Here is a 14,019-nt window from a genome sequence, read left to right as displayed (position 1 = left end):
GGCTCGCCCTGGATCGGCCTTTTGGCGGCGATCGCCATGGGGGCGCTGTTCTCGCTGCTGTTCGCCGTCATGACGCTGTCGCTGGCCACCAACCAGGTGGCGACCGGCCTGTCGCTGACGCTGCTCGGCCTCGGCCTCTCCGGCATGATCGGCACGAGCTTCGTCGGCCAGCCCGGTGTCAGGCTGCCCAATCTCGACATTCCAGGCCTAAGCTCCATCCCGGTCGTGGGCAAGCTGCTGTTCGGCCAAGATCCGGTGTTCTACATCTCGATCGCGCTGACCGCCGCCGTCATGTGGTTCCTGTTCAGGACACGAACCGGACTGACGCTGCGCTCGATCGGCGACAGCCACACCTCGGCGCACGCGCTCGGCATCAAGGTCATCCGCTACCGCTATTTGGCGGTGATTTTCGGCGGCGCCTGCGCCGGGCTCGCCGGAGGCCATCTGTCGCTTGTCTACACGCCGCAATGGGTCGAGAACATGACCGCGGGCCGGGGCTGGATCGCACTGGCGCTCGTGGTGTTCGCTTCGTGGCGGCCGTGGCGGGTGCTGGCCGGCGCCTACATCTTCGGCGCGGTGTGGATCGGCCAGCTTCATGCACAGGCTTTTGGCATTCCAGTGCCCTCGCAGATGCTTTCTTCTCTGCCCTATCTGGCAACCGTCGTGGTTCTCGTTCTAATCTCGCGCAACAAGCGTCTGACGATGATGAACACGCCGGCATCCCTGGGGCAGCCATTCGTTCCGGATCGTTGACAAAAACAAGAAGACGGGAAGCTCCAAGGCTTAACACAGAGAGGTAACACGATGAAAAAACTGCTTATTGCCCTGATGACGACGACAGCGGCACTGTCGCTGGCCGCGTCCGCAGAGGCTGCCGACAAGTTGAAGGCCTGCTGGGTCTATACCGGCCCGATCGGCGATTTCGGCTACTCCTACCAGCACGACCAGGGCCGGCTCGAAGTCGAGAAAGCGCTCGGCGACAAGGTCGAGACCGCCTATCTGGAGAACGTCTCCGAAGGTCCCGATGCCGACCGTGCTTTCGAACGCCTGGCGCGCGAAGGCTGCAAGCTGATCTTCGGCACATCGTTCGGCTTCATGGATGCCGAGGTAAAGGTCGCCAAGAAATTTCCGAAGGTGATGTTCGAGCACGCCACCGGCTACAAGACCGGCGACAATCTCGGCATCTACAACGCACGCTTCTACGAAGGCCGCTACGTGCTCGGCCAGATCGCGGCCAAGGAATCGAAGTCCGGCGTTGCCGGCTACATCGTCTCCTTCCCGATTCCCGAAGTGGTGATGGGCATCAACTCCTTCATGCTCGGCGCGCAGTCGATCAATCCGAACTTCAAGGCCAAGATCGTCTGGGTCAATTCGTGGTTCGATCCGGGCAAGGAAGCCGACGCCGCCAAGGCGCTGTTCGACCAGGGTGCCGACATCATCGTCCAGCACACCGATTCGACCGCCGCCCTACAGGTCGCCGAGGAACGCAAGCTGCACGGCTTCGGCCAGTCGTCCGACATGATCAAGTTCGCGCCGAACGCGCAGCTGACCTCGCTGACCGACGAATGGGGTCCGTACTACATCAGCCGCGTGCAGGCAGCCATCGACGGCACCTGGAAGCCGGACAATGTGTGGCTCGGCATCAAGGACGGCGCGGTCAAGCTTGCGCCTTACACCAACATGCCCGACGACGTGAAGGCAATGGCCGAAGCGACCGAGAAGAAGATCGCCGGCGGCTGGAACCCCTTCACCGGACCGATCGCCAAGCAGGACGGCTCGGCGTGGCTAAAGGACGGTGAAGTCGCCGATGACGGCACGCTGCTCGGCATGAATTTTTACGTGAAAGGCGTGGATGACAAGCTGCCGCAGTAAGCGGCATCACATCTGGAACAGGAAAGGGCGCCGCGAGGCGCCCTTTTCATTCGCCGTGACGGAACGCTCAGACGGCCGAACCGTAGAGGTCGTAGGCGTCGGCGCGCTCGATCTTGACGGTGACGATGTCACCGGCACGCATCGGGCGGCGCGACTGGATGTGGACCGAGCCATCGATCTCGGGCGCGTCGTATTTGGTGCGGCCCTTCGCCGATGTGCCATGCGCTTCGTCGATCAGCACCGGCAAGCGCTTGCCGACCTTCCTGGCCAGCTGCGTCGCCGAAATCTTCTGCTGGCGCTGCATGAAGCGGTGCCAGCGTGCTTCCTTCACGTCCTGCGGAACCTGCTCGAGGCCGAGGTCGTTGGAGCGGGCGCCCTTGACGGGTTCGTACTTGAAGCAACCGGCACGGTCGATCTTGGCCTCGTCCAGCCAGTCGAGCAGCATCTCGAAATCCTCATCCGTCTCGCCGGGGAAGCCGACGATGAAGGTCGAGCGGATAGCGAGATCCGGGCACACGTCACGCCATCCGCGGATGCGCTCCAGCGTCTTTTCGCCATGTGCCGGCCGGCGCATGTTTTTCAGCACTTGCGGCGAGGCATGCTGGAACGGGATATCCAGATAGGGAAGGATTTTTCCTTCGGCCATCAGCGGGATGACGTCGGCGACATGGGGGTAGGGGTAGACATAGTGCATGCGCACCCAGATGCCGAGCTTGCCCAATTCCTCCGAGAGATCGAGGAATTTCGCGCGCACTTCTCGATCGCCGAACATCGACGTCTGGTACTTGATGTCGATGCCGTAGGCGCTGGTGTCCTGTGAGATGACGAGGAGTTCCTTGACGCCTGCCTTGGCCAGTTTTTCGGCTTCGCGCAGCACATCGGCGGCCGGGCGCGAAACGAGATCGCCACGCAGCGCGGGAATGATGCAGAAGGTGCAGCGGTTGTTGCAGCCTTCCGAGATCTTCAGGTAGGCATAGTGGCGTGGCGTCAGCTTGACGCCCTGCGGCGGCAGCAGATCGATATAGGGATCATGCGAGGGCGGAGCTGCCTGATGCACGGCTGCCATGACGCTCTCGTAGGCCTGCGGCCCGGTGATCGCCAGCACATTGGGATGCTTTTCGCGGATTACGTCCGGCTCGGCGCCGAGGCAGCCGGTGACGATGACCCTGCCGTTTTCCGAAAGCGCCGAACCGATGGCGTTGAGCGACTCGTCGCGGGCGGAATCGAGGAAACCACAAGTGTTGACCACGACGAGATCGGCGCCATCATGCTTGCGGGCGATCTCATAGCCTTCGGCGCGCAGGCGCGTGATGATGCGCTCGGAATCCACGAGCGCCTTTGGGCATCCGAGACTGACGAAACTGACGCGAGGGGCGGACATAGGCAAGTTTCCAATGGGGGCACGGGCCGAACTGCTGGTCCAGCCTCAAATCGCTGTTAAATGTCGGTCTGCGGCGCATGGCAGGAGCCAATACGCGCGGCGCAATAGCATGGGTTGCGCAATCAAGCAAACCGGCCGACGGGCTGGTTCGCGCCTTCGGATGGCTCAGTGGCCTCCGGACCCGAACCAAGGCGCCAGGAAAGCGAAGTGCTCGGGGAATTGTTGCACGGCCCCGTCGAGCAGCATCTTGACCGCGACATAGAGGATGATTGCCAGGCCGATATAGGCAATCCAGCGGTATTTGTGCAGCAGGCGCGCAACGAACGATGCGGCAAAGCCCATCAAGGCGATCGACAGGGCGAGTCCGATGATCAGCACCGTCGGATGGTTCATGGCCGCGCCGGCCACGGCCAGGACATTGTCGAGCGACATCGAAACGTCGGCGATGACGATCTGCCAGGCGGCCTGCGAGAAGGTCTTGCCGGATCCCTTGCCGCCGACGACGCCGTCCTTGTCGAAATCGCCATTCGACAGCGCTTCGGTCGCGTCGCGCTCGTCATCTGCGCTGACGCGCAATTCGCGCCACATCTTCCAGCAGACCCACAGCAACAGCAGGCCGCCGGCGATTAGCAGCATCGGGCCGATGGTCAGCAGCCATTGCGTGATCAGGGCAAAGAAAATGCGAAGCACGGTGGCCGCCGCGATGCCGACCAAAATGGCGCGCTTGCGCTGGGCGGCTGGCAGGCCGGCCGCAGCGAGGCCGATGACGATGGCATTGTCGCCCGCAAGCGCAAGGTCGATTGCGATGACCTGAAGAAGAGCCGATACGCCCGCGGCGGTAAATATTTCCATCGACCGGGAAGCCCTTCGCCGAGTGTTCGTTGTCGATTGTCCAGACGGGCCTAAAGGCATGGTCCGCTGGCGTCAAGACGTCGCGACAGACAACACTCGAAAACCACTTTCGTGCCAAGGGGTATTACAGGGGATTCCTAGCGGCTGCCCGCATGTGAGCCGAAGCTACGCAAGCGCACGAAAAACTAATCGTAGAGATTGTACTTCGCCCAGTCGGCTTCCGGAATCTCGTCGCCGATCCGGTAGCGCAGCTGCAGGACTTCCATATGGTCCGGCCCGGTCTGGCATTTGAATTTCAACCGGTACCACTGTCCCTTGCTGCGGAACGCCGCACCCGGACTCCTGATCGCATCGGTGCCCATCTCGGGCGTCGCAAAGGCGTAGGCGACGACCCGGTCGGCCTTGAACTTGCGGTCATCGTGGGTGATCCGGTCCAGGACTTCGGCATCGCACCGCTGTTCGAGGCGTGTTTGCGGGTCAAGTTTCATCAGCCCGGCACGCAAAGCATTGTCCATCGCGCTGGCCGGGAAAGTCAGCGTCAGGGACGCAGTGGCCATCATGCAGAGTGTCTTCATGGGCGGGACTAGCACCATATCTTGTCTGAAAAATCAACCAAGAGGGGCGCGCCATACCCGGCAAGCCGCCGCATTCAGGCGGTCGACGCAATCAAAATCTCGTGTCGGACATCATCGTGCGGGGTCTGCGGCCAACGGATCAGCGAGGCGCGGCCGGCATCGGTGAGATCGTAGAGGCCGCGGTCGACGCGCGCGAACCAGCCATAGACATTGTGCCGCAGGATTTTCGGCGCGATCGGCGTCAAGGCCTTCAGATCGCGTGGTCGTTTGGGTCCGTCCGCCATCGCGGCCGCACAGGTGAGGGCACTCTGGCGGTAGGCGGTCATGATCGGATTGCGCGATCCTCCACCGGCGACAGGATCGCCGCGGCGGCGCTGGTGCTCGTCGACAAGGCGTGAGCGCCGCCGTGCATTCCTGCGCGGCTCCGGCGCGGCGGGGCTGACAAGCACCTCGACCTTGTCGGTGGCTGTCACGCCAAGCACACCAAAGCCAAGCCGGCGGCAGAGATTGCGGAACCGGGCGTCGCTTTCACGTCCCTTGCCGCGCGCCGACATGCGCGCCGCCAGCCAGACTTCGTCGCAAGCGGTGGCCCGGTCGACGCCTTGCAGCACGAGTTCGAGATTGAACTGCAGCTTCAACTCGCAGATGACGACGATAGGCGGCTCGCCATCGCGCAGCGCGACGATGTCGCAGCCGCCGATTTCGCCCTTCACGACGAAGTCGAGGCTTTCTAGGAACCGCTTCACCGGCGCATAGAGTGAGGTCTCGTTCATGCCGCAAGGCTTAGCCGATTCGACGAAAAAAGCCTTCCGGCATCGGCGCGCGATGCGCACCTGGCTCTCAGGAATGCATTCGTTCTAGGAGGGCCAGCAGCACGCCGTTGAACCGCGCGGGCCGTTGCAGCGGCGCGAAATGGCTGACGTCGGGCAGGATGATCAATTCCGATGCCGGGATGCTGCGGGCCAGATAGTTCGCGTGCTCGCGTCTGATGAACTCGTCATGCTCGCTTTGGACGATCGCCACGGGCACGCGCGTCCGCGCCATGTCGGCGGCGGTATAATTGGGTTCGGTCTTCATCATCAGGCCGACGGCCTTGACGAAGGCGTCGAATTGGTCCGGCGTCGCCGACAATTCGGCATAATCCCTTGCATGCCGGCTGAAACAGCGATCGATGACCGGACTGGGCTCGAATTCCCTGGTGCCGCTCGGATCCATGTTGCAGCCGAAGAAGAACACGCCGGCGACGCGGTCGGCGGCTTTCATTCCAAGGATCAGGGCAACGCAGGCGCCATCGCTCCAACCCACCATAGCCGCCTTTTTCAAGCGCAGCCTGTCCATCACGGCCAGGACATCGGAAGCCATCAGTTCATATTTGTACGGCCGCTCGTCGCGGCTGCTGCGCCCGTGGCCACGACTGTCGATCAACACGACCTGATAGCCGGCCTTGACCAGCGCGGGGACCTGAAATCCCCAATTGCCGCTGTGACCGAGGCCGCCATGCAGCAGGATCACGGGAAGGCCGGCGCCAAACGTGGCGTACCAGATTTCTGCGCCGTCATGTGCCACCCGACCTTCGTCCCTTGCGGCCGGCAGGGGCGTCGCGCCATGCGTTTCGAATTTCCTGAGATCGTCGTCGTGATGGTCCATGCCGGGAATGCCTCGAGGCGAACGCGCAGCACCCACGATTATTGCCGGTATCCGCCAAAGCCAAGCCGCGACGCGACGTCTGCTGCCATCTGGCGACACCGCCGGTTTCGAGCGGCGAAAAACCTTCGTGTCGGTGTCGGCCGTCAGGCTTCTGTGCTCGGCACTGGACGGTTCGATCGCTTCTCGCCCTTCAGAAGGGGATAGCTCACCTGCCCGAAATAGCTGGAGGGGATCGGATCATCGACGCCGTATTTTTCCGGCACCTTGTCGCCGGTGGCATTGTATGTGCCGAACACCATGTCGAGGACGGGCAATTGCCCGGCGAAGTTCTTGTCATAGGCCTCGCGCTGGTTGGCATGATGCCAGCGATGGAACTGCGGGCTGGCGATCAGCCACTTCAAGGGACCGAACGGGATCCGCACGTTCGAATGAACGAGCAGCGTGTGCCAGAAGTAGATGACTGAAAAGACGGCGATCGAGGCTTCGGAGAAGCCCAGGAAAAAGATCGGCGTCAGCGACAATGCCTTTGTGAGGATGGCGTCGACCGGGTGGGAGTGAAAAGCGCCGAGCCAGTCCAGTTCCTCAATGCCGTGGTGCACGGCATGGAATTTCCAAAGCGCCGGGATCGAGTGGAAAGCCCGGTGTGCCCAGTAGACGCCGATGTCGGTGATAACGATGATTTCGGGAACCTGCAGCCAGATCGGCTGGCCGCCGACGGCCTGCGTGATTGATTGCGGAACGAGCATCGCGGCGGCTTCGAGTGTGTTGGCCGCGATCAGAACGATGACCAGTTTCACGATGAGGCTATTGAACAGCACATAGATCAGATCGACACCCAGGCCCTTGCGCAGCACCTTCTGGGGCCGTTCGTGGAACAGATGTTCGAACGGAATGAAGATCAGCGCGCAGATCAACAGCCCCTTGATGCCAAATATGTCCATTCGCCCGCCTCTAATGCCAGCCCTTGGCCAACACCTGTTCGCGCCCCGGCTTCCGGACAGAACCACATTTCTCCTTTCCAAAGGCTTGATGCCGGTGGGCGAGCCATAGGCATGGCCAAGCATGGGATTAAACCACGGGGCAGAGTGTCACATCAGTGTCGCAACCGGGCTATATGTGGAGAAGGTGCGGTCGACGAACGCAGCGCGTGCCGTGCGTCCTCCCAGGACCCCTCCGGTTCCCTGCCGGTGGGGTTTTCCATTTCGGCCACCGGGCGCTCCAGCGCACCCATGAGGCGCTGTTGAAGTCGGTCAAGGAAATTGCCGGCAAGGATGCCGAATTCATCCGCTGGTTTGGGGCTGGGTCGCGGTAGGAGGGTGGCCTTTCCATTACGCAACGAGTTTTCCAACGTTCCGGGTGAAGCGATCCCAGCGGCGACCCGATTCAACCGACTTCCGGGCCGGAGCACTGCCATGCCAGCCTGTGCTTCCGCAACCAGGCAATCGACCTCGAAACCCTGAAAGCCAGGCTTGGCCCGGATGCTCCGGCAATGGCGGATGTCCCGATCCCGAAGCTTCGATGCGCCAAGTGCGGCAAGCAAAGCAGTCGGGCTGCTCTACACACCCGACACCACGCCGATTGCGCGGCCGAACAAAGCTTCCTGCGCGCCATTAGTCCGGCGCCCCCTCCATCGGCAGGATAGCGACGGTGGTGCGCATCGTTCGCCTTCGGAAGGCGCGACGCCACTTGTCGGTGAAGGCGTTGGCTGCGGCCCAGAAGGTCGCATCGGCGTTTCCGCCGCTCAGGTGTTGCAGGTGAAAGTCGATGACGTAGGCCGAATGGCCCATGATTTCAGCGTTCAGGCAGAGATCCGCGCCGTAGAGGTGAAAGCCTTCGAGGTCGCTGGAAAAGCCGATCCGCGGACCTTTGCGCACCACGATGAAGTTCTCATCCAAAGACATGCCCCGAACCGGGAACGGCCCTCCCATCGCCGTGTCGCCGGTGTTCGGATCGGTGATCCGGATCGCGAGAGTGCCCGCATCGGTCCCGCCTGCGTTGCCGGCCAGCGCCCATTTCGGGTCCAGCGCTGTCAGTTCGGCCAGTCGGGCGTCGAGCTCGGCCCGGCCATCCTGCATGAGGCGGATATCCTCATGGCAGAGGATGACGTATCGCCCTTGTGCCTGGTTGAGGACTTCGTTCAGCCCGTGGAAGGCATCCCATTGATCGTCGCGCCGGTTGTCAACGACCAGGAACTCGCAGTCGTCCACGCCGAAGCCGTTGGCGACGAAAGTCTCAACCATTGCCTCGTACTGCTCGGGGTAGCGGGACAGCGTGCCGATGGTGTAAGCTTTGCCCTCCGCTCCCAGGGATATATTGCTAAGTCGAACGTCTATCGTTTTCGCCATGCCCCGCCGCCTCCACGACGGCAAGTTTCCCGATTTCCATTCCGCCGAAATAGTGCGAGGGCTTTCCATCCTTCGAATAGACCCAGTTGCCGTCGACGTAAAACTCGCGGTCCATCAGAAACCACCTACCTCTGGAATCCTTCGCTCTGTCGGAAGCCTAGCGGGTACCCCTGGGGCTGAATAGCTAACTCGCGGGTGCAACTTCGCCTGATAGCACCTTCAGCCGTTCCCAACGATGCCACCCGTCCCGGCCCGTGCATTGCCGCGCGGCCTCGAGGCGGTGGAAGACCGGTAGCTAGCACGACCGCCCCGAGCGACAACCTCAACGACCTCGACGGTGACGTTTGCGATCTCCAGTCGCTGGAACCGAGTAAGGAAAAGTCAAAAAACGGTGACTTTTCAATGCGACCAGAAATTTTGGCGGAGGGAGTGGGATTCGAACCCACGGTGAACTTGCGCCCACGCCGGTTTTCAAGACCGGTGCCTTAAACCGCTCGGCCATCCCTCCAAGGCTTGAATTCGTTAGGTTTTCTGGTGTTTTCAGCGACCATTTTCAAGCCGCTGCTACCATTTTGCTACCGAACGCCTCTAGGCCTTCGGCTTTACAGCCCGCCGGATCGCTTCGTCAACCTGTTCCGCTGCGTCGGCCTGCATTCCAGGCATGACATGCGAATAGAGGTCGAGCGTGATGGCGATCGTGGAGTGGCCTAGCCGCTCCTGCGCGATCTTCGGATGGATGCCGGCGGCGAGCATCTGTGTCGCGTGGGAGTGACGCAGATCGTGGAACCGGATCCGCTTCAGCGTCGTATTGCCGAGCACGCGCACCCATTCATGCGTCAGGGAACGCGGCTGCAGCGGGCTGGCGTCGGCCTGGGCAACAACGAAAGCCTCGTCATCGAGCCTGACGCCAAGCCGCAGGTTTTCCTCGGCCTGGCGGACGCGATGTCGCTTCAGCTCTTCGATCACGGTCGACGAGATATCAACGACGCGCGCATGGCCGGACTTCGTCTCCTTGTAGCGCACGGCGCCCTTGATCTGCTCGGCCGTCTCGACGATCGCCAGGCGCTTGTTGGCAAGATCGACATTCTTCCAACGCAGCGCAACGATCTCGCCGCGGCGAAGGCCACACATGACGGCAAGCATGACCGGGACGAACATCCGCGTCGGGCGAAGCGCCTCGAGCAGCTCGCCGGTGGTGCCGGCCTCGTAGGCGGTCATCGCCTTGCGCTCAACCTTCGGCGGCTTCGACGCGGTCGCCGGGTTCTTGGCCAGCATCTCCCACGTCACAGCCTGGTTGAGCGCCTTGATCAGCACGCGCCGCATATGATGGACGGTGCGCGGCGACAGCCCGCCCTTGCCGTCGCGGCGCCCCGATTCGAGCGCCTTGGTCCATGCGGCGTCGATCTTCTCAGTCTTCAACTTCGATATCGTGGTTTGGCCGATCAGCGGGACGATATTCTTCATGGCAAGCTCGGTATAGCGCTCCAGCGTCTTGGGAGAGACGCTCGACTTTTCGTGCTTCAGCCAGCGATCGAGGTAGTCGGCGAGGGTGGTCTTGTCGGGTTCCAGATAGATGCCGTGTTTGATTTCCGTAACCAGCCTGGCGCACTCTTCCTGTGCCTGGCGCTTGGTGCCGCTGAAACTGTGCCACTTACGCCGGCGTTTGCCGGTTTCGGTATGGAGGTCCAAGACAATCGCCCATTTGCCAGGGCTGCGCTCGGTGATGTGGCCTTTCATTGTCTCTTTCCCTTGCGGAGCCGCTCGGCTATCGGGCCAAGCATTCCAGCGATTGTCGCGCCATCCTTCTGCAAGCGTGCCGTTCGGCCTTCGCCTACGACTGCCTCGATCACCGCGTTCGCAAAGCCTGCACCGAAGTGTTCGGCGATACCGGCTAGCGCCGGGTTTATTTCGGTCAAAGCTTCAAAATGCTCCGGAGCCTTGGGCTCTCCCTCGGGCCGCAACGCTTCGAAAATTCTATTCGCAGCGGCGACCGCCTGGTCAAACGCATAGGGGTTATCGAACCACTGCTGAGCGCCTTCCAATGTGAAGGTGCCAGCAAAACCGGCCTGGCCGCCGACGTCGCGCATCGCGCTGCCGATCATCATGAGAACACCGCCGAGCTCGGGGCCAAATGTCGTCGACAAAACGTCCGCCAAGAGATCCGCGCGCTCGAATGATCTCTCGAGCCGATATTCTGCCTCCTGACTTATTGATCGACCACTGTCGGAAGCTGCAGACTCAACCCTGGCCTTCATGTCGGGGGTCACGCGAAAACCAAGATGGACTCGCTCACCTGGCTCCGGTTCGCGCTTCGGTCGTCCGCCGAATTTCTTGGTCGTCATGCCCTGCAATCCCTTTCTATATCCACTGGTAGTTTTTAACCGGTGAAAAACGGTCTTGTCAATCAGCCCGAACACCAATAGGTTTTTCACAGGTACAAAACCTATCAAGGCAGGAGTTGAAGATGACAAACGACACGAACGAAATGCGCCGCACGGTTACAGTCGAGGAGGCTGCGAAGGCTCTCGGAATTGGCAGGAACGCGGCCTATGAGGGTGTCCGTCATGGGCAGATCCCGGCCATTAAGATTGGCAAGCGTCTCCTTGTGCCTAGGGCCGCTTTGGAGCGGATGCTCGATCCGACTAAGGCGGCCTGACAAATGTCGCCGACCTGTGATCAGCACAAGTACCAGCTGCTACCGCGCCTTTCGGCCGAAGAATTTGCTGCTCTCGAGCGCTCGATCATCGCGCATGGCGTTCTGGTGCCAGTTGAGTATGACGAGGCAGGCGAGATCATAGACGGGCATCATCGCGTCGAGATCTGCGAGAGCCTCGGCCTGGTCGACTGGCCGCGCTTCGTGCGCAAGGGGCTGTCGGAGATCGACAAGCGGACGCTTTCGCGCGAACTGAATTTCGCCCGCCGCCACCTGACCACGGTGCAGAAACAGGCCGTTATCTCGGACCAGCTGCGCGACACGCCGTCGATCTCGTCGCGGGCTATCGCCGCGATGCTCGGGGTCCATCATTCGACCGTGCAGAGTGTGCGCAAGCAGCTCGTCGACGGTGGCGAAATTAGCCACCATGACGAGGTCGAGGGCCGTGACGGCGTGGTGCAACCGGCGCGCAAAACGATCAAGACCGCCTTCGTGCCCGACCAGCCGAACGTCGGCGAGTACATGAAAGGCGCGAAAATCATCCGCGCCGAAAAGCAGAAGCTGTCGCACACGGTGCGCCTGGCACACATGGACTTGATCGCCGAGCGCGGCCGCCACGCCGCGCCGACCGGCCAAGCGCTGATCTATCCCGTCTATTACGGCGATCCGTGCTGGCAGTATGCCGTGCGCTCGGAAATGACCGGACGCGAGAAGAGCGCCGAAAACCACTATCCGACGATGCCGACCGACGAGATCTGCACGCTGCTGGCGGGGCTGATCGGCGGCGACCATCCGGCGGTGTGCTTTCTCTGGGCCACCAATCCGATGCTGCTCGACGCCCTGCGCGTGCTCGACGCCTGCGGTTTCACCTATGTGCATCACTGGGTGTGGGACAAGGAAGTCGCCGGCACCGGCTATTGGGGCAGGGACCGGCACGAGATCCTGCTGATCGGTCGCCGCGGTGACATCGCCGCACCTCTGCAAGGCAGCCAGCCGGAGACGGTTTATCGCGAGCGCAAGGGCCGGCATTCCGCCAAGCCCGACTGGTTCGCGGAGCAGATCGAAAAACTGTTCCCCGGGCTGGCCAAGCTGGAGCTGTTCGCCCGCGCGGCGCGGCCGGGCTGGGATAGTTGGGGGTTTGAAGCCGAGGTTGGCAATGCCGTCTCGCCAAAGACCGGCCGGAAAGCGAAGCCCAAGACACTCGAGATGAGGCCAAAGCGTCAGCGCAAGGCGATGCCGGCATGAGCAACGACAACGACCTCCCGATCGGAGGAACGACCGGCCTCTGCCACCAGTCGAGCGCCGCCATCGAATTGGCAGCGGCGTGGTATCGGCTCAACGCGTCATCCTGCGAGCATCCAATCATCCCCGCACTGCGGGCGCGCTTCGGACTAACGGCGTTGCAGGCCATCGCCGTGCTGCGCGAGGCGGCGCGGGCATGAGCATTGACGTCATGACGAAGGTGATCCAGCGCGCGCCAGTCGCGGGCAGCAAGTTCACCTGCATGCTTGTCATGGCCAACTGGTGCAACGACGACGGCGATAGCCTGTACCCCTCAATGGATCTGCTTGCTGAGGCCATGCGCGTGAGCAGATCGCAGGCGAAACGCATCCTCCGCTCGCTCATGCCGGCAGGAGCGGCAGAAGAAGCCGCCGGCGATTGGTGGTTTCGCGTCGTCGGAAACGACAAGGGCGGCGCTCCTGGCATGACCAGGCGCTACGAAATGAATGTCGCTCGATTGGACACCTTTCCGAAGCTGACCGAGTTCGAAAAGGCAGATGACCGGCGGCGCCACAAGGTCGAAACGCGCCGCAGCAATGCGACCCATAATACAGGCGAGACGGGGCGCATGGATGCGCCCCGTGCCACCTATGCGACGGGGCGCACCCACGCACCCCCTAATGAACGTTTGACGGGGCGCACTGGTGCACCCCCACGGGGCGCATCCATGCGCCCCGACTCGTCAGAAGAACCATCAACTGAGAGAGAGCCCATGGATGACTTCGATCACGCACTGAAGCGTTGGCCGGGTGCCGATAGTCCCACGGCCGCAAGGAGAGCCTGGAATGCATTGCCGCCCTTCGACCGCATCGAGGCAGTCCGGGAGATCGACAGGTTCGTCAGCGCCAATCGATCGGCCGGTCGAAAGCTGATCTGCAGCTTCACCAGGTATCTCAGCGAGCGGATGTGGATAGCGCTGCCGGAAAGGCCGAAGCCGACACAGCCGCGAGCAGCAGTGCAGGCGCCGGCAGGACCGTCGCCCTTCGAGCGCAAACATCCGAAATGGCGGTCAGACAGCGAGGTCAAGCCATGAAGAAAATCCCACTGCTCAAGCCTGCGATCAGGACCCTGGATACACGCTCGGTGCAGCCGCCGAAAAAGGTAGCTGATCCGTTCTATGCATCAGGACCCTGGCGCAAATTGCTCGCCACCATCATCAAGGAACGTGGTCGATCGTGTGAGGATCCGGACCATGATGGCAGCAGGCACGTGCCGGGGATGATCTACGGCGACCACATCGTCGAGCTTCAAGACGGCGGTGCCGCGCTCGATCCTGCGAATGTGCTGATGCGATGCCCTTCCTGTCACACCCGTAAGACGTTGCGCGTTCGAGGCGAGCGGATGGCGGAGCGGTATCGGTAACCGGGTTGGTGGGGGGTATCAAAATCTCTGGAGCTGCATGGGGGCTAGCGC

General features: G+C 62.0%; 16 protein-coding genes and 1 tRNA gene. 7 read left to right on the top strand and 10 right to left on the bottom strand.

Translation table 11 applies throughout. The features are described 5' to 3' along the window. A partial coding sequence (locus C1D09_RS25445) for an ABC transporter permease (protein ID WP_143976835.1) occupies positions 1-753 on the top strand: 753 nt, incomplete at its 5' end. Positions 754-804: 51 nt separating this feature from the next. Beyond that, positions 805-1,872, top strand: a complete 1,068-nt coding sequence (locus C1D09_RS25440) for a BMP family ABC transporter substrate-binding protein (RefSeq protein ID WP_069092151.1) — start codon at positions 805-807, stop codon at positions 1,870-1,872. A gap of 67 nt (positions 1,873-1,939) precedes the next feature. On the opposite strand, the gene rimO is transcribed toward C1D09_RS25440, so the two are convergent. The 10 genes from rimO to C1D09_RS25390 form a co-directional block, all read right to left on the bottom strand. Beyond that, positions 1,940-3,253, bottom strand: coding sequence for a 30S ribosomal protein S12 methylthiotransferase RimO (gene rimO, locus C1D09_RS25435; RefSeq protein WP_143976834.1), 1,314 nt, complete (start codon positions 3,251-3,253; stop codon positions 1,940-1,942). 165 nt (positions 3,254-3,418) lie between these two features. Further along, the gene (locus C1D09_RS25430; protein ID WP_143976833.1) at positions 3,419-4,105 is read right to left on the bottom strand and encodes a TerC family protein; all 687 of its coding nucleotides are present in this window, start codon (positions 4,103-4,105) and stop codon (positions 3,419-3,421) included. 185 nt (positions 4,106-4,290) lie between these two features. Further along, the gene (locus C1D09_RS25425) at positions 4,291-4,698 is read right to left on the bottom strand and encodes a DUF930 domain-containing protein (protein WP_167514748.1); all 408 of its coding nucleotides are present in this window, start codon (positions 4,696-4,698) and stop codon (positions 4,291-4,293) included. A 56-nt stretch (positions 4,699-4,754) separates the two neighbouring features. After that, positions 4,755-5,453, bottom strand: a complete 699-nt coding sequence (locus tag C1D09_RS25420) for a DUF2161 domain-containing phosphodiesterase (RefSeq protein ID WP_143976832.1) — start codon at positions 5,451-5,453, stop codon at positions 4,755-4,757. Positions 5,454-5,520: 67 nt separating this feature from the next. Continuing rightward, complete coding sequence (locus tag C1D09_RS25415; protein ID WP_143976831.1) at positions 5,521-6,327, bottom strand: alpha/beta fold hydrolase; 807 nt, start codon at positions 6,325-6,327, stop codon at positions 5,521-5,523. A 143-nt stretch (positions 6,328-6,470) separates the two neighbouring features. Continuing rightward, on the bottom strand, positions 6,471-7,268 hold the full coding sequence (locus C1D09_RS25410) for a sterol desaturase family protein (protein WP_143976830.1): 798 nt from the start codon (positions 7,266-7,268) through the stop codon (positions 6,471-6,473). 669 nt (positions 7,269-7,937) lie between these two features. Beyond that, positions 7,938-8,672: an acyl esterase gene (locus C1D09_RS25405; protein WP_143976829.1), complete on the bottom strand. Its 735-nt coding sequence runs from the start codon at positions 8,670-8,672 to the stop codon at positions 7,938-7,940. A gap of 418 nt (positions 8,673-9,090) precedes the next feature. Further along, positions 9,091-9,180 (bottom strand) — tRNA-Ser (locus C1D09_RS25400). Between the two features lie 80 nt (positions 9,181-9,260). After that, positions 9,261-10,409, bottom strand: a complete 1,149-nt coding sequence (locus tag C1D09_RS25395) for a site-specific integrase (protein ID WP_143976828.1) — start codon at positions 10,407-10,409, stop codon at positions 9,261-9,263. Then, on the bottom strand, positions 10,406-11,014 hold the full coding sequence (locus tag C1D09_RS25390) for a hypothetical protein (RefSeq protein ID WP_143976827.1): 609 nt from the start codon (positions 11,012-11,014) through the stop codon (positions 10,406-10,408). Before C1D09_RS25390 ends, C1D09_RS25395 begins: the two co-directional genes overlap by 4 nt. 122 nt (positions 11,015-11,136) lie before the next feature. On the opposite strand from C1D09_RS25390, the gene C1D09_RS25385 reads away from it, so the two are divergent. The 5 genes from C1D09_RS25385 to C1D09_RS25365 are packed head-to-tail and all read left to right on the top strand — an operon-like array spanning position 11,137 to position 13,968. Next, the gene (locus C1D09_RS25385) at positions 11,137-11,328 is read left to right on the top strand and encodes a helix-turn-helix domain-containing protein (RefSeq protein WP_143976826.1); all 192 of its coding nucleotides are present in this window, start codon (positions 11,137-11,139) and stop codon (positions 11,326-11,328) included. Positions 11,329-11,331: 3 nt separating this feature from the next. Continuing rightward, positions 11,332-12,570, top strand: coding sequence for an MT-A70 family methyltransferase (locus C1D09_RS25380; RefSeq protein ID WP_143976825.1), 1,239 nt, complete (start codon positions 11,332-11,334; stop codon positions 12,568-12,570). Continuing rightward, positions 12,567-12,767 (top strand): hypothetical protein, encoded by a 201-nt coding sequence (locus C1D09_RS25375; RefSeq protein WP_143976824.1) that lies wholly within the window; start codon positions 12,567-12,569, stop codon positions 12,765-12,767. Before C1D09_RS25380 ends, C1D09_RS25375 begins: the two co-directional genes overlap by 4 nt. Beyond that, positions 12,764-13,639, top strand: a complete 876-nt coding sequence (locus tag C1D09_RS25370) for a hypothetical protein (RefSeq protein WP_143976823.1) — start codon at positions 12,764-12,766, stop codon at positions 13,637-13,639. Before C1D09_RS25375 ends, C1D09_RS25370 begins: the two co-directional genes overlap by 4 nt. Beyond that, on the top strand, positions 13,636-13,968 hold the full coding sequence (locus C1D09_RS25365) for an HNH endonuclease (RefSeq protein WP_143976822.1): 333 nt from the start codon (positions 13,636-13,638) through the stop codon (positions 13,966-13,968). Before C1D09_RS25370 ends, C1D09_RS25365 begins: the two co-directional genes overlap by 4 nt. Positions 13,969-14,019: the final 51 nt, after the last annotated feature.

The sequence above is a fragment of the Mesorhizobium intechi genome (assembly GCF_002879535.1).
Classification (GTDB): Bacteria; Pseudomonadota; Alphaproteobacteria; order Rhizobiales; family Rhizobiaceae; genus Mesorhizobium; species Mesorhizobium intechi.
The sequence above is the reverse complement of the archived record's forward strand: the minus strand, read 5'-3'. Positions and strand labels throughout refer to the sequence as shown.